Origin of the sequence: Agrobacterium sp. SORGH_AS 787, from assembly GCF_030819035.1 — a bacterium.
In the GTDB taxonomy this organism is placed as follows: Bacteria; Pseudomonadota; Alphaproteobacteria; order Rhizobiales; family Rhizobiaceae; genus Agrobacterium; species Agrobacterium larrymoorei_B.
Genome location: NZ_JAUTBG010000002.1, coordinates 1,114,736 through 1,130,534, shown reverse-complemented (window position 1 = coordinate 1,130,534; position 15,799 = coordinate 1,114,736). Strand labels below are relative to the sequence as shown.

Sequence of the window (15,799 nt, the reverse complement as noted above, 5' to 3'; positions counted from 1 at the left end):
ATAAACCCTTCCGGTCGGAAATGCAAGGTTTGCGGCGCAAATCCGAATATTCGATTTTTTCTGCCACAATTTTACCTTTGCAGCGTTCGAATGGGTGGTGTCACCGCCACCGACCTTTATAGTGCCTGCTGCCAGAACAGCAGTTGAAATCAATTGGATCGCTCGTGCCCGACCGTCAATCGCCACTCGCGCCACTTCGGCACCCGACCTACAAACGCATTTGGTTCGCCAGCATCGCGTCCAACTTCGGTGGGCTTATTCAGGCAGTCGGCGCCGCATGGATGATGACGGCGCTGTCCACCTCGGAAAACATGATCGCACTCGTGCAGGCCTCCACATCGCTGCCGATCATGCTGTTCTCGCTGATCTCCGGCGCGCTCGCCGATAGCTTCGACCGGCGCAGGATCATGCTTTCGGCGCAGTTCCTGATGCTGATCGCCTCGATCCTGCTGACCGTCTTCGCATGGGCCAATCTTCTGACTCCATGGCTGCTTCTGTTCTTCACCTTCATGATCGGCTGCGGCACGGCCCTCAACAACCCTTCGTGGCAGGCATCGGTCGGTGAAATGGTGCCACGCGAGGACCTGCCGGCGGCGGTGACGCTCAACAGTGTCGGCTTCAACATCACCCGCAGCGTCGGCCCCGCCATCGGCGGTGTGATCGTTGCGGCGGCGGGTGCTGCCGCAGCCTTCCTCGTCAACGCGCTCAGCTACTTCACGCTGATCTATGCGCTGTTCAAATGGCAGCCGCCGAAGAACAATTCGACCCTGCCGCGTGAGCAGCTTCTCTCCGCGATTTCTGCCGGGATGCGCTATGTGGCGATGTCGCCTAATATCGGCAAGGTGCTGGTGCGCGGCTTTCTCTTTGGCCTTTCGGCGAGTGCCATTCTCGCACTCATGCCGCTCGTGGCGCGCGATCTCGTCGAAGGTGGCCCGCTGACCTACGGTATCATGCTCGGCGCCTTTGGCGTCGGTGCCATCGGCGGGGCGCTGATCAGCGCAAGGCTTCGCGAGATGCTGAGCAGCGAATGGATCGTGCGCGTCGCATTCCTCGGCTTTGCGCTGAGCGCTGGCGTGACGGCCATCAGCACCAATGCCATTATCACCAGCCTGTTTCTGACGATATCGGGGGCAAGCTGGGTTCTGGCGCTATCGCTCTTCAACACGATCGTGCAGCTCTCCACCCCACGCTGGGTGGTGGGACGCGCACTCTCGCTTTACCAGACACTGACCTTCGGCGGCATTGCGCTTGGTAGCTGGCTGTGGGGGTCGCTTGCGGAAGATCATGGACTGACTTTCTCGCTTCTCTGTTCCTGCGTGCTGATGCTGCTCGGCGTCGTCGTCGGCTTCAAGCTGACCATGCCGGCCTTTGCGTCGCTCAACCTCGATCCGCTGAACCGCTTCGTCGAACCGCCCTTGCGACTGGACGTGAAGCCACGCAGCGGCCCGATCGCGATCATGGTGGATTACGAGATCGACGATGTCGATCTGCCGGAATTCATGGCGATCATGGCCGAGCGCCGTCGTATCCGCATTCGCGATGGCGCGCGCAACTGGAGCCTGATGCGGGATCTGGAAAACCCGGATGTCTGGACGGAAATCTATCACGTGCCGACATGGGTCGAATATGTCCGCCACAATCACCGGCGGACCCAGGCGGACGCCGAAAGCTGGGACCGGATTTTGACGCTGCATAAGGGCAAAACCCGCCCGCGTGTCCACCGCATGATCGAACGACAGGCCATTCCGCCGCAGGACGATATTTTCCACAAAGCCCACATCGAACCACACTGAGCGGATCGAGCAGTCCAGTCCAATGTTGCGCTTATTTCAGTTTTGACCTCAGCGACGCGTCAGGAAAGCAAGTGGGCTTCAGACCGTTCTTGGCCTGCCAGTCGCCCAATGAACGGCGGGTCTTGAAGCCAGCCAGCCCATCCGCCTTGCCGACATCGTAGCCTTTGGCGACCAGCGCCTTTTGCATGGCGAGCACGTCGGAGCGCAGCATGGAGCCGACATTGCCCCATTCCGCTTTGAAGGGACCCGCGCCATAGGCGATGCGGTCGGCGAGATTGCCAATGAAGAGGGCATAGAGATCGGAGTTGTTATATTCCTTGATGACGTAGAAATTCGGCGTCACGACAAATTCCGGGCCGTGGCGACCGGCAGGCACCAGCATCATGCCGTCAGCGCTTAAGTCGTTGGCGGGGAAGCCTTTTCCCGAGACGCGGGTAATGCCCATCTTGGCCCATTCCGACACCGGCTTTGCCAGATCCGGGCCTTCCTGCGCGCAGGAGACATTGTCTGGTATGGAAACCTCAAAGCCCCAGTCGCGATCTCTCTGCCAGCCGCGCTTCGATAGATAGTTGGCGATGGATGCCAGAGCGTCGGGGACCGAATTCCAGATGTCGCGATGACCGTCGCCATCGAAATCGACAGCATATTTCAGGTAGCTCGACGGCATGAATTGCGGCTGACCCAGCGCCCCCGCCCATGAGCCCATCATCCGCGAGGGCGGCACGTCGCCGCTTTCGGCGATCTTCAGCGCATCGATCAGTTCGGCGCGGAACATTTCCTTACGAGTGGAGGCATAGGCCTTCGTCGCCAGCACATCGATCACGGAATTGGGCAGCTTCGCGCGGCCGAAGCCGGATTCGCGACCCCAGATCGCCACGACAATGTTACCCGGTACGCCATAGGTTGCTTCGATGCGCTTCAGCGTCGCCGCATGGGTGGCGGCAAGGGATCGGCCTGTGGCCGCCAGACCCTGCAAACGCTGTTCGGAGAAGTATGCGCCGGGAGACGAAAACTCTGCCTGGCTCTGCGCTTGCTCCTTCGGCGGCTTCTGGCCCGGCACCAATACGTCGGGAAGTTTCCAGTTGATCGTCAAGCCGGTCAGCGCGGCTTCGAGCGTCTTTTGCGATACGCCAGCCTTTCTAGCTTCCGGCCAGATTTCCCGCTTCAGCCAGGCGTTGAACTCTGCATCATATTTCGCAGCGGCTGCACCCGTGGGGACCGTTTGCGCCATCGCGAAGTCTGACGAGAGAAGAGAAACGGCGGCGGCAAGTGCAAGGCCGATGGTGTGAGCGCGCATTCGGTCTCCTTTATATCATGCTATTTAAATCGCCGTGCGGGCGCGCAGCGCTGCGGTCAGCGTGCCTTCGTCGAGGTAATCAAGCTCGCCACCCACCGGCACGCCGTGGGCAAGGCGGGTGATCTTGACGCCGAGGTCGGTCAGCCGGTCGGTGATGTAGTGGGCCGTCGCCTGGCCTTCTACGGTGGCATTGACGGCGATGATCAACTCGCGAATACCACCGACACTCACCCGGTCGATCAGGCCCTTGATGTTCAAATCCTCTGGGCCAACGCCATCCAGTGGGGAAAGCGTACCGCCCAGCACGTGATAGGCCGTGTTCATCGCCCCTGCCCGCTCCAGCGCCCAGAGATCGGACACGTCTTCGACCACGATGATGACGGACTGGTCGCGCTGCACATCGGAGCAGACGGTGCAGGGATCGATCGTATCGACATTGCCGCAGCAGGAGCAGATCTTGACCTTGTCATAGGCTTCGCCCATGGCATGCCCAAGCGGACCGAGCAACTGCTCCTTCTTCTTGATGAGGTGCAGCGCCGCGCGGCGCGCAGAGCGGGGACCAAGCCCCGGCACCTTTGCCAGAAGCTGGATCAGTTTTTCGATTTCAGGACCGGTGACTCGTTTTGCCATGGAGCGTTTCTACTGCATTAATCGTTGAACGGGAATCGGTAAGGGCAAAAGGCATCTCATGAAAGTTCAGGCAATCTGCCGCGCCGAAGCACAATCGCTTCCCGGCAAGACGTCCAAGACCGGCATCTTCAAACACGCACTGACCGGACCTGTGATGGTGGACGCGCTCGGCATCGTTGGCGACGCGGTGTGTAATCGCAAGCACCACGGCGGGCCGGACCAGGCGATCTATGTCATGGGCTCCGGCGATCTTGATTTCTGGTCGAAAGACCGCGGCCACGTAATCGAGCCCGGATTTTTTGGCGAGAACCTCGTGATCGAAGGTATCGATAGCGCGACACTTTGCGTTGGAGATCGGCTCGCGCTTCAACAGGTGACGCTGGAAGTCACAGCCGCGCGCATTCCCTGCGCGACACTCACAGCCCGGGTCGGCGATCCGCATTTCGCCCGGCGCTTTCGCGATGCCGGCCATCCCGGATTTTACTGCCGCGTGCTCCGGTCTGGCATGATGGAAGCCGGAGAGAGCGTGACCTTCACACCCTATGACGGGACGAAACTTCCGATCCCGGTCGTCCTGCAGCGTTTTCGTCCCAACCGCTTAACGCAGGAAGAGCGCGCCGCATTTCTCGACACGCCCCTCGCCAGCCGCTTTCGCGAGATGATCGCCTAAGTCCTCGTGGCCAGCGTCGCAAAAGGCCGACGCAGGTTTTAGAACGGGAACTTCATGCCGGGCGGGATCGGCAGGCCTGCGGTCAGCCCTGCCATCTTTTCCTGCGCCTGGGCTTCGCCCTTTTCCTTGGCATCCTTATGGGCCGCGACGATCAGATCTTCGAGGATTTCGACCTCGTCTTCCTTGAAGAGCGATGGATCGATCTTCAAGCCGCGCATTTCGCCCTTGCCATTGAGGGTCACGGTGACGAGACCACCGCCGGAGGCACCATGGACTTCGAGTGCGGCAATTTCTTCCTGCACCTTCTCCATCTTGGCCTGCATTTCCTTGACCTTGCCCATCATGCCCATAATGTCACGCATGGCTGAAACTCCTGTTTTTTGTTGTTGGGGCGGACAATCCGAACACGGCTGAGGTCTTCAGCTCCGCCGTTTTCTCAAAATTCGATATCGTCACCGGGAAGGATGTCGCCTTCGCTGGATTCGGCAACGGAAGGCGGCGCTGTTTCTTCGATCTCTTCCTGGATCGGCGCGCGAATGCGCACATCGGTGATCTTCGCGCCGGGAAACTGAGCGAGAATCGCCGCAACATCCGGGTCCTGGCGCGCATCGACCAGACGGGCGTCACGCGCATTGCCTTCCGCTTCGACAAGCGTCGGCTCGCCCTCTTCCTTGCTGAGGCTGACAATCCAGTGGATGCCCGTCCATTCCTTGAGCTTCACGCCAAGCTCGCCCGGAAGCGAGCCCGGCGCGCCTTCGCCAAGGCGCATGTCGAGACGGCCAGGCTCTATCTTTACCAGACGAACGAAGTTTCGAACCTTGGCGCGCATGACCGGATCGCGATTTTTTTGCGCCAGATCAGCAATGTCCTGCACCGACTTGACCGGCACCTTGGGCTCCGGCCGTTCCTCCGTGCGAGGCGCTGCGACCTGCATATCCTGCGGGCGGCTGTCCGGCACGGCGCGCAGCATGGCCGTCGGCTGGGGTGCCGACTGCATCTGTGGGGATGTCTGCGCCGAGGCGACAGCCTGTGTCGCGCCGTAGGCGCGCGCGCCGCCACCGTTACCATTGGCATTTCCACCACCACCGGCGGGACCGCCATTCGGCACGGCGCCAGCGCCATTCGAAAGTTCTTCCAGACGGCGAGCCGCATCTTCCGGCGCAGGCAGATTGGCGGCGTGCGACAGACGGATCAGCACCATCTCGGCAGCACCGGCAGGGCGGGACGCGTTCTCGGTTTCAGGGATGCCCTTCAGCAGCATCTGCCAGATGCGCGAGAGGGTCGAAACGGCGACACTATCGGCAAATTCGGCACCGCGAAGGCGCTCGACTTCCGACAATGACGGATCTTCCGCGGCATCCGGCACGTATTTCATACGGGTGACGAGATGGGTGAAATCGGCCAGATCGTTCAGCACGACCACCGGATTTGCCCCGGCTTCGTACTGGGCATTAAATTCCGAGAGCGCAGCAGCGACATCGCCCTTGATGATGTGCTGGAAGAGATCGACGATGCGGGTGCGGTCGGCAAGACCGAGCATGCCGCGAACAGCGTCCGCCTCTACGCGGCCGCTGCCATGGGCAATCGCCTGATCCAGCAGCGAGAGACCGTCACGAGCAGAGCCTTCGGCTGCGCGCGCAATCATCGAAAGCGCCTGCGGGTCGGCCTCGAAGCCTTCCTTGGACGCGATGGCGGTGAACAAGCCGACGAGGTCGGCAGCGCTGATGCGGCGCAGATCGAAACGCTGGCAGCGCGAGAGAACGGTGATCGGAACCTTGCGGATTTCGGTGGTGGCGAAGATGAACTTCACATGCTCCGGCGGCTCTTCCAGCGTCTTCAACAGGCCATTGAAAGCCTGCGTCGAGAGCATGTGCACTTCGTCGATGATGTAGACTTTGTAGCGCGCAGAGACCGGGCGATAGCGCACCTGCTCGATGATCTCGCGAATATCGTCGATGCCCGTATGCGAGGCGGCGTCCATCTCGATCACGTCGACATGGCGACCTTCCATGATCGCCTGACAATGCTCGCCTGGAATGCGCAGGTCGATGGTGGGCTTGTCGATCTCAGGCGTCTTGTAATTCAGTGCACGCGCCAGGATGCGGGCTGTGGTGGTCTTGCCCACACCGCGAACACCGGTCAGCATATAGGCCTGGGCGATGCGACCGGTTTCGAACGCGTTGGTCAGCGTGCGAACCATGGGCTCCTGCCCGACCATCAGATCGGAGAAATCCTTGGGGCGGTATTTACGCGCCAAAACCCGGTAACCAGTACCCTGCTCATTTGTCTGGGGCATGTTGGTTCCGGTGTCGCTCATCGCCTCGCCAGTTTTCGAAGTGGGGCCCGCTTCAGGCTCAACTGGCCCGGCGAAGCAGAGCGTGTCGTAAAAGAAAGGTGGGAGGCTGGCACGGCGACCCGTGCCTGGCTCGTTAGGGCTGCTTCCTTCCGGACCTGACCCGGTTGGCGAGTGGCTCGTCCACCACCAACCTCCCGGCGCCACATATCGGCAATAATAGAAGCAAATGCAAGTCAGGCCTTGAAAAAACTGCTATCTCTGTGAAAACAGTTCGTTATTAAGCGCGAACTGCGGCGCAAGACCGCGGACCATTTTAGGGAGGATGCCTTGGGCCCATTCCACCTGGACGACAGACTGGCGCGCGACAGCGTCCTGATTACCACGCTTGGCCTTTGCCAATTGCGGCTGCAGAACGATTGCCGCTGGCCCTGGGTGGTGCTGGTGCCGCAACGCAATGATGTCAGCGAGCTGTTCGACCTGACGCCGCTCGATCAGGCCGTGCTGACCTTTGAGACCAACCTCGTGGCTTCGGCGCTGAACGAGTTGACGGGTGCTGTGAAAATCAATGTCGGCGCGCTTGGCAATATCGTCCGCCAACTCCACGTGCATATCATTGCCCGAAACGAGGGCGACCCTTGCTGGCCTGGGCCGATCTGGGGGCAGGGAACCCCAATCCCTTATGCGGAACAGGATAAGCAGGATTTCATAAAGAAACTGGCTGGCGCACTCTGATGACTTCACATCGCATTTTCGATACGACCTCGCCACATCCCGAACCCTCCGCCCTGACGGCCTTTGCACAGAACGATCTTGATCGCCTTGCCGAAAATCGCAACGAGACCTGCGTGGCCGATGCCTTGAAGGTTGAAGGCACCCATCTTCTGGCCTTTGCCGGCAACAAGCTCATCCTCAAGCATGACGATCAGGTTCTCGATCCTCTGTTCGCGGCTTACGAGCTGGCAGAGCTCGACCCCGATTTCGATCAGGCCATTCTCCTGGGCTATAGGGAAAATGGCGAACCGCGTGTTGCCGTGCCGGTCAAGATTGCCGAAGAGGCCCTTGCCAGCCACTACAAGGCGGCCGATGCGCGCACCCTTTACCGCGACCAGTTGGTCGGCGAGGAACTGCAGGGCGAAGTCGCGCAGGCGGTGAGCCTGGTCAACTGGAATGCCGACAACAAATTCTGCGGTCGCTGCGGCGGTCAGATGGAGCTTCGGATCGGTGGCTACAAGCGTATCTGTTCCGGCTGCGGCCATACGATCTTTCCGCGCACCGATCCCGTCGTCATCATGCTGACCGTCGATCTGGAGCGGGACCTCTGCCTTCTCGGCCGCGGAGCGCATTTTCCGCCGGGCATGTATTCCTGCCTTGCGGGCTTCGTGGAGCCGGGCGAGACGATCGAAAACGCCGTGCGTCGCGAGACGCGGGAAGAATCCGCTATTCAGGTCGGGCGCGTTCGCTACCATGCCTCGCAGCCATGGCCGATGCCGCATACGCTGATGATCGGCTGTTTCGCCGAAGCGCTGTCCTTCGACATCAGCCGTGACGACGCGGAACTCGAAGATTGCCGCTGGTTTACCCGTGAGGAAGTGGCGGAACTTCTGCAGATGACGGGAGCCAATGGCCAGCTGCCGCCGCCGAAAGGCGCGATCGCCCATCGGCTGATGCGCGACTGGATCGAGTGGGACGGGGCGGCTTAAGCTGCACGCGTCCAACATCGATTATCGCCAGACTGTTAGACGGTGTTGAAATTACCGCGCATGGCGTGGCCCTTATAGACACCGAGAATACGGACCTTCTCGGAGAAGAATTTCAGCTCTTCCAGCGCATGCCGGACCGGCTCATCCTCAGGATGACCTTCGATATCGGCGTAAAACTGCGTCGCAACGAACTTGCCGCCGATCTGGTAGCTTTCGAGCTTGGTCATATTGATGCCGTTGGTGGCAAAGCCGCCCATGGCCTTGTAGAGCGCTGCCGGAATATTGCGGACGTTGAAGACGAAAGTGGTGACGATCACGTCCTGCTCGGACGTCCGCTTGACCCACTGCTCATCACGGGACAACACGACGAAGCGGGTGACGTTGTTTTCGGAGTCCTCGACATTCTCAGCAAGAATATCCAGTCCGTAAAGCGACGAGGCCAAGCGGGGCGCAAGGGCTGCCATGCTGCGATCGCCCTTTTCCGACACCAGCTTTGCAGCGCCGGCGGTATCGCCTGCAACAACCGCCTTCCAGCCGTTGGAACGAATGATCTTGCGGCACTGGCCGAGCGCGTGGATATGGCTGTGGACCGTCTTGATCTCATCCTTCTGCACACCGGGCAGCACCATCAGCTGGAAGCGGATCGGCATGAAATATTCGCCGATGATGTGCAGGCGCGATTCCGGAAGCAGGTGATGGATATCCGCCACGCGTCCGGCCAGCGTGTTTTCGATCGGGATCATCGCCAGATCGGCGTCGCCATTTTCCAGCGCGTTGAACGCATCTTCGAAGGTCGGGCACGGCAGCGGGTCCATCTCTGGAAAGACATCGCGACAGGCCATGTCGGAATTTGCGCCGTAGTCGCCCTGAAAGGCAATGCGATTGCTGCTGGTCATGGTGCGATCATCAATTCTGTTTGTTGGCAAGGATTTTGCGGGCCGTCTCAAGCTGAGGCGGCGTGTCGACACCGAGCGGCACGGAGCGCACGATCTCGGCATCGATGCGCATGCCCGCTTCCAGCGCGCGCAACTGTTCGAGGCTTTCGCGCAGCTCAAGCACGGATGGCTTCAGCGATACGAATTTCTCCAGCGCCGCACGCCGATAGGTGTAAAGCCCGATGTGATGGTAAAGCGGACCGTTGCCATAAGGCGCCGTTGCTCTCGTGAAATAAAGCGCACGAAGACGGGTTTCGGATAGCGGGCTGCCGACGATCTTGACGATGCTCGGATTGGTCTTTTCGTCCTCGTCGGTGATCGGCACGGTCAGGGTGGCGATATCGACCTCAGGATTGTCCATCGGCAGCAGCGAGGCGCGAATCGTTTCCGGCTCGATGGTCGGAAGATCGCCTTGAACATTGATGACGAATTCGGCACGGCCTTCCGGATCGGCCTTTTGCAAGGCTTCGTAGATGCGGTCGGAGCCGGACTGGTGATCGTGACGGGTCATGATCACATCGAAACCGGCTGATGTGACCGCGTCGAAAACGCGCTCGTCATCCACCGCGACAACGATGCGTTCGGCGCCTGCTTCGCGGGCGCGCATGGCAACCTGAACGATCATCGGCTTGCCGTTAATGTCGGCCAAAGGTTTGCCCGGAAGGCGGGTCGAGGCCATTCGTGCAGGAATAAGCACGATGGCTTTTTCGAAATTTCGATTATTCATCCGACACCCTTCAAATTCCGCCGGAAAAGTGGCAATACGTCACGGGGGGCGGAGAGCATATTCAAGTTGCGCAGGCTGTGCAAAAGCCATAGCTTTCACGCAATTTCAAGATGCCCGTTTCAAGCAAACGGTTGTGAGGGAGCGCAAATCAATGAATTCACGGGTTAACATGGCGGTCGGTGCCCTTCTTGGCACGATCTTCGTCCTTATGACGGTATCGATAGCGTCGGACGGGATTTTTCATTCCGCTGCCCCGGAAAAGGAAGGCTATACGATCGTTGCGGAGACATCGGGTGGAGGCGAGGCCGCGGGAGGAGCAGCCGAGGCACCAGCAACGCCGATTGCCAAGCTTCTTGCAACCGCCGATGCCGCCAAGGGCGAAACCGTGTTCAAGAAATGTACGAGCTGTCACACCGGGGACAAGGGCGGCCCCAATAAAGTCGGCCCTAACCTCTACGGCGTCGTCAACCGCCCGATCGCCAGCCACGAAGGCTTCAGCTATTCCGCGGGCATGAAGGACTTCTCCAAGGGTGGCTCGGAGAAATGGGATTACGATCACCTCAGCTACTTTATCGAAGCCCCGAAGAAGCATGTTCCAGGCACCGCAATGGGCTTTGCCGGTATCAAGAAGGAAACCGAGCGCGCCGATCTGATCGCCTATCTGCGCACGCTTTCCGACAGCCCGGCACCGCTGCCGGATCCGAACGCACCGGCAGCACCGATGCCCACGAACTGATCACGCTGGATCTTGCAGAAGCCCGGGAGACCGGGCTTTTTGGTGTCTTCTGACAACCTGAAGCGGTTCCGGATGCAGAGCCGGGCACAGTTTTGCTCGAATGTCTTACGTGATCACGCCGCCGCCTTGTTCGGCGTTCCGGACGTCTCTGTGTTGTCCTCATGCGCCACTGCGTGACGCCTTGAGAACAGCCTGCCAAGACCTTTGCCAGCCCGTTCCATCTCGACGAAAATCACCGGCGTGATAAAAAGGGTCAGCACTTGCGACACGAGCAGCCCGCCAACCACGGCGATGCCGAGCGGCTGGCGAAGCTCGGAACTCGCACCAGAGCCGAGCGCGATCGGCAGCGCACCCAGAAGCGCACAGAAGGTCGTCATCATGATCGGACGGAAACGGCGCACGCAGGCCTCGTGAATGGCAACCGCAGCCGGCTCTCCCTTGCTGCGCATATTGTCGACTGCAACGTCGATCATCATGATCGCGTTCTTCTTGACGATACCGATCAGCATCAGCAGCCCGATCAGGGCGATGATGGAGAAATCCATGCCCATGATCTCCAGCGCCAAAAGCGCGCCAAAAGCGGCGGCCGGCAGGCCCGACAGAATGGTGAGCGGGTGGATGAAGCTCTCATAGAGAACGCCCAGCACCACATAAATGGTCAGCACCGCCGCCAAGATCAGCAGTCCGGTATTGCCCTGCGACTGCTGGAAGATCGCCGCCGTGCCGCCATAGGTGGTGAAGACGTCTGCAGGCAGATCGATCTGTGTCTTGATCTGATCGATCCGCTGCATCGCCTGACTCAGCGAAACGCCGTCGGGCAGATTGAAGGAGATGGTCGTCGAGACGAGCTGCCCCGTCTGGTTGATGGTCACGGGTGCCGGCTTGCGCTCCACCGTAGCAAAGTTGGAGAGCGGCACCAGCGTATTGGTCTTGGTGGAGAGAATATTGATGTCGCGGAGGAAGTCGTCCGTCCACGGCTTGGAGCGATCGAACTCCACAATGACATTGTAGCTGTTCCCGGTCGATTGGATCTGTGCCGCGTCATAGCCACCGAAAGACATTTCCAGCGTCTTGCGCAGCTGATCATTGGTGATGCCATAGGCTGCGGCCTTTTCCGGATCGACCACGATGGTCGCCGCAATCGCACCGTTCTGCGCATCGGAGGTCACGGATGTGAATGTCGGATCCTTGCGCATCTCGTCCATCAGCTTGCCCGACCATGTGCTGGTGGCATCGGCGCTTAAGCCCTGTACGACGAGCTGATATTGCGATGCGGAGCTACGGCCGCCAAAGCGCAGGCTCTGCTGCGGCGTGATGTAGGTTCTGATGCCCGGAATCTTTGCCGTCGCCTTGGTCAGTTCCGCCAGCGTTTGCGATAGCGGCTCTCTGCTGTCCTTCGGCTTCAACTGTACGAACATGGAGCCGTTGTTGAGCGGGCTGCGCGAACTGCCGCCGACGATGGAGGTGACATGCAGCACCGCCGGATTGGCTCGGATTGCCGCCGCCACCTGGTTTTGCAGGTCACTCATGGCGGTGTAGGAAATATCCTCACGTGCCCGGGTCGAGACCGACAGCTGGCCAATGTCTTCCTGCGGGAAGAAACTGGACGGCAGGGTCCAGAACAGCACGCCGGATGCGGCAACAGAGCCCAGGAAGCATAGAAGAACGATGGCGCGGTGGCGCAGACACCAACCGACGGAGCGGTCGTAGACGCCAAGCGTGCGATCAAAACCGGCATTGAACCAGCGGATAATCGCAGGCGGCTTCGACGAATGCGACGACAGGCGCGAGGCAAGCATTGGCGTGACCGTCAGCGACACCAGTACCGAGGCCATGATCGCAAGCGTCACCACCATGCCGAATTCGTTGAACAGACGACCGACCACGCCACCCATCAGGAGAATGGGGATGAAGACCGCAACAAGCGAAATCGACATCGACAGAATGGTGGAGCTCACTTCGGCCGCACCTTTGAGCGCCGCCTCGCGCATGGGAAGGCCCTCTTCATGCAGGCGGAGAATATTCTCCAGCATGACGATCGCATCATCCACCACCAGACCGACCGACAGCGTCAGCCCCAAAAGCGAGATGTTGTCGATGCTGTAGCCGAGCACATACATGGCGCCGAAAGCAGCGATCAATGACAACGGAACGGCGAGGCCCGGAATGATCGTGGCAGTCAGGTGTCCGGTAAAGAGATAGATGACCAGGACAACGAGCGCGATCGTCAGGAACAATGTGAACTGAACGTCCGACACCGCATCCTTGATCGCAACGGACGTGTCGTTCATGACATGGATGTTGATCGAGGGTGGCAATTGCTCGCGAAGCGCCGGCAGCTTGTCCTGGATGGCTTTCACCACATCGACCGTATTGGCGTCCGACTGGCGCTGGACGGCGAGAATGATAGCCGGTTCGCCATCGAACCAGCTGCCCGCATCCGGATTGTCCACGCCATCCTGCACATTGGCGACATCCCCCAAATGGATCGGCGCGCCGTTTGCGGTCGCGATGACGAGCGACTTGAACTCATCCGCATTGGTTCTTTGCGTATCAGCATCGATCGTCAGGCGCTGGCTACGGTTTTGCAATGCGCCGACTGGCACCTGATTATTGGCCTGGGCGATCGCGGTCGTCACCGTATCGACACCGATATTGCGAGCTTGCAGCAATGAAGGCTCGAGGCCCACGCGCACCGCATAGGTCTTGGCACCGTAGATGCTGACCTGTGCAACGCCAGAAATGGTGGAGAGCAGCGGCGAAATCACATTTTCCGCAATATCGTCCACCTTGCTTGCCGGCATCTCCTTGCTGTTGACGGCAAGCAGCAGGACAGGCGCATCTGCCGGGTTGGTTTTGCGATAGCTCGGCGTCGTCGTCATGTTGCTCGGCAATTGCCGCTGCGCGCGCGAAATGGCCGCCTGCACGTCCGCTGCCGCCGCATCGATATCCCGGTTCAAATCGAACTGGATTACGATGGAGGTATTTCCGAGCGTGTTGGTGGCGCTGATTTCACTGATGCCGGGGATGGTCTCGAACTGCTTGACGAGCGGCGTCGTGACCGAGGTCGCCATGGTTTCCGGCGAGGCGCCGGAGAGCGAGGCCGAGACGTTGATCGTGGGGAAATCGACCTTCGGCAAAGCGGCGACGGGCAATAGTCTGTAGCCGGCAAAGCCAGCGAGCGTCAGCCCGATCGCAAGAAGAATGGTAGCGACGGGCCGATTGATGCAAAAGCGCGCGATCACTGGGCGTTCTCCGTGACGGGAGCGTTCTGGGCGACTTTGTTCATCTGGTCGGGCGCAGCTTTCGGCGTGTCGACCACCGTCTGGCCATCCGTCAGTTCCGACTGTCCCTCGACGATGATTTTCTGGCCGACCGAAAGACCGCTGGTAATCGCGGTCATGTCGCCGTTGGAGCGGGCGACCTCGACGGGCGTCACATGAACCTTATGATTGTCATCCACGGTGTATACGAAGGACCCATTTGCACCGGCCCTCAAAGCCACCGTCGGAATGACGATCTGCTTCTGGTCGGACTGGAAGTGGACGGTAACATTGGCAGACTGGCCGGGCCAGACGAGGCCTTTGTCATTCTTGAACTCTGCCTTGACCAGCACAGTCCCCGATGCCTGATCGACCGCGTTATCGAAGAGCGCGAGCTTGCCGACGACGGGACTGCCGCCGGTTGCCACCGTATCGATATCGACGGTCGCGCCGCTTTTCAGTCCCTCATGCAGTTGCTGAAGATAGCGCTGCGGCAGCCTGAACTGCATGAAGATCGGGTCGTAACGGGTGATGCTGACAATCGTCACGCCTGCACTGAGATAGGCGCCCGGGCTGATCGTGATGATGCCAAGGCGGCCATTATAAGGTGCACGGATTTCAGTGTCCTGAAGAGTTGCCTGATCGGACTGCAATGTCGCCTTGTCGGCGTCAATCTTGGCGGCAGCGGAATCGCGCGTGGCGCGGCTCTGTTCCAGCATCTGCTGGGATTCGACACTCTGTTTGGCCAGCCCAGACACGCGGTCGAAAGCCGCTTCAGCCTGCGCCAGATTGGCCTGATCGGCAGCGATGTTGGCCTTGTCCTTGGCAACGGCGGCACTCGCGTAGCGATCGTCCATCTTGACGATGAGATCGCCCGCCTTGACCTCCTGGCCGCTGGTGGCCGCTATCGAAGAGACCGTACCCTGCTGACGCGGCGCGATATTGGTGGAATCCGCGGCCACGGCCCAGCCTGTCGCCTGGACATCCATTGGCAGTGTTGCTTCCTCGACGGCTATGGTGGAGACAGCTGGCGGCCCGCCATTGCGACGACCGCCACCTTGCCCCTTGGCATGATCACGCCCGCCGCTTCCTTGGCTGTCGGCGCTCTTTCCATCTGTGCTAGAAGCCACACGCGTCGCTTGCTCATGCGACGCGATGAATGGCAGCGATTTCACATAGGGGATGGAGTCACGAAACGGCCAAGCGGCCACAGCGACGACAACGAGGATGCTGACGAGTATCCAGAGTTTTTTCATGCGGGCGATCCGACTTGGAGAGAAGGCCGCGACACACCACCGTACCGTTGAGACCTTGCGGGATCAGGAAACATCCTTCCCGCGTCAAAATCACCTTAAGTTTTGGTAATATGGACAAACTTTAATTTTGGGGAGAACACCAGATCATTGTTTTGAAATGGGTCAAGACCGCGATCGGAACAGCGCTGCAAAGCAGTATGCTTTCGTAAGGCTGTGTAAATGATGGGAAATTCTCGGCGCGAAATGGCGGACAGGGTGGGATTCGAACCCACGGTACGCTTTCACGCACACACGCGTTCCAGGCGTGCGCCTTAAACCACTCGGCCACCTGTCCTTCTTTACAATCTGCATGTTTGGGAAATGCAAATCACTGGAACGGCGCGATATATACCGATGAATTCGCGGCGATCAACCCGATTCTGACAGTTTTTTAAAATGTCTGTGAAAAGCCTGTTCATGAGAAGATTGCAAAGCGTGTCCTTCGACTTTATCCAGA

General features: G+C 59.7%; 13 protein-coding genes, 1 tRNA gene and 1 other RNA gene. 5 read left to right on the top strand and 10 right to left on the bottom strand.

What is annotated here, in order from left to right; translation table 11 throughout:
* The first annotated feature begins 164 nt into the window (after positions 1–164).
* Positions 165–1,793 carry an MFS transporter gene (locus QE435_RS14730; protein WP_349041826.1) on the top strand — a complete coding sequence of 543 codons (1,629 nt, stop codon included), beginning with the start codon at positions 165–167 and terminating at the stop codon, positions 1,791–1,793.
* Between the two features lie 31 nt (positions 1,794–1,824).
* On the opposite strand, the gene QE435_RS14725 is transcribed toward QE435_RS14730, so the two are convergent.
* Together QE435_RS14725 and recR are read right to left on the bottom strand one after the other, a co-directional pair.
* Positions 1,825–3,024, bottom strand: coding sequence for a lytic murein transglycosylase (locus tag QE435_RS14725; RefSeq protein WP_349042868.1), 1,200 nt, complete (start codon positions 3,022–3,024; stop codon positions 1,825–1,827).
* Positions 3,025–3,114: 90 nt separating this feature from the next.
* The gene (gene recR, locus QE435_RS14720) at positions 3,115–3,720 is read right to left on the bottom strand and encodes a recombination mediator RecR (RefSeq protein ID WP_309772185.1); all 606 of its coding nucleotides are present in this window, start codon (positions 3,718–3,720) and stop codon (positions 3,115–3,117) included.
* Positions 3,721–3,778: 58 nt separating this feature from the next.
* Between recR and QE435_RS14715 the strand changes: the two genes are divergently transcribed.
* Positions 3,779–4,390: an MOSC domain-containing protein gene (locus QE435_RS14715; RefSeq protein WP_349041825.1), complete on the top strand. Its 612-nt coding sequence runs from the start codon at positions 3,779–3,781 to the stop codon at positions 4,388–4,390.
* A gap of 38 nt (positions 4,391–4,428) precedes the next feature.
* Here the strand turns inward: QE435_RS14715 and QE435_RS14710 are convergent, their stop codons facing one another.
* The 3 genes from QE435_RS14710 to ffs all read right to left on the bottom strand — a co-directional run bounded on the left by QE435_RS14710 (position 4,429) and on the right by ffs (position 6,881).
* Positions 4,429–4,752: a YbaB/EbfC family nucleoid-associated protein gene (locus QE435_RS14710; RefSeq protein WP_113259791.1), complete on the bottom strand. Its 324-nt coding sequence runs from the start codon at positions 4,750–4,752 to the stop codon at positions 4,429–4,431.
* 74 nt (positions 4,753–4,826) lie between these two features.
* Positions 4,827–6,707, bottom strand: coding sequence for a DNA polymerase III subunit gamma/tau (locus tag QE435_RS14705; protein ID WP_349041824.1), 1,881 nt, complete (start codon positions 6,705–6,707; stop codon positions 4,827–4,829).
* Positions 6,708–6,784: 77 nt separating this feature from the next.
* Positions 6,785–6,881: signal recognition particle sRNA small type (gene ffs / locus QE435_RS14700), an RNA gene on the bottom strand.
* 132 nt (positions 6,882–7,013) lie between these two features.
* Between ffs and QE435_RS14695 the strand changes: the two genes are divergently transcribed.
* Entirely contained in the window at positions 7,014–7,418 is a 405-nt protein-coding gene (locus QE435_RS14695) for an HIT family protein (RefSeq protein WP_349041823.1), read from the top strand.
* Positions 7,418–8,386, top strand: a complete 969-nt coding sequence (gene nudC, locus QE435_RS14690; RefSeq protein WP_349041822.1) for an NAD(+) diphosphatase — start codon at positions 7,418–7,420, stop codon at positions 8,384–8,386. Before QE435_RS14695 ends, nudC begins: the two co-directional genes overlap by 1 nt.
* Before the next feature lie 35 nt (positions 8,387–8,421).
* Here nudC and QE435_RS14685 read toward each other — a convergent pair whose 3' ends face one another.
* Both QE435_RS14685 and QE435_RS14680 read right to left on the bottom strand, forming a co-directional pair.
* Positions 8,422–9,282: a prephenate dehydratase gene (locus tag QE435_RS14685; RefSeq protein ID WP_306930529.1), complete on the bottom strand. Its 861-nt coding sequence runs from the start codon at positions 9,280–9,282 to the stop codon at positions 8,422–8,424.
* Positions 9,283–9,292: 10 nt separating this feature from the next.
* Entirely contained in the window at positions 9,293–10,048 is a 756-nt protein-coding gene (locus QE435_RS14680) for a 3-deoxy-manno-octulosonate cytidylyltransferase (RefSeq protein ID WP_349041821.1), read from the bottom strand.
* A 151-nt stretch (positions 10,049–10,199) separates the two neighbouring features.
* On the opposite strand from QE435_RS14680, the gene QE435_RS14675 reads away from it, so the two are divergent.
* Positions 10,200–10,784, top strand: coding sequence for a cytochrome c family protein (locus QE435_RS14675; protein ID WP_306930524.1), 585 nt, complete (start codon positions 10,200–10,202; stop codon positions 10,782–10,784).
* Positions 10,785–10,897: 113 nt separating this feature from the next.
* Here the strand turns inward: QE435_RS14675 and QE435_RS14670 are convergent, their stop codons facing one another.
* From QE435_RS14670 to QE435_RS14660, 3 genes are all read right to left on the bottom strand, one after another.
* Positions 10,898–14,029, bottom strand: a complete 3,132-nt coding sequence (locus QE435_RS14670) for an efflux RND transporter permease subunit (protein WP_349041820.1) — start codon at positions 14,027–14,029, stop codon at positions 10,898–10,900.
* A complete protein-coding gene (locus tag QE435_RS14665) occupies positions 14,026–15,303 on the bottom strand; it encodes an efflux RND transporter periplasmic adaptor subunit (RefSeq protein ID WP_349041819.1) in 1,278 nt (425 codons plus the stop codon). Before QE435_RS14665 ends, QE435_RS14670 begins: the two co-directional genes overlap by 4 nt.
* A gap of 244 nt (positions 15,304–15,547) precedes the next feature.
* Positions 15,548–15,637, bottom strand: a tRNA-Ser gene (locus tag QE435_RS14660).
* Between the last annotated feature and the right edge of the window lie 162 nt (positions 15,638–15,799).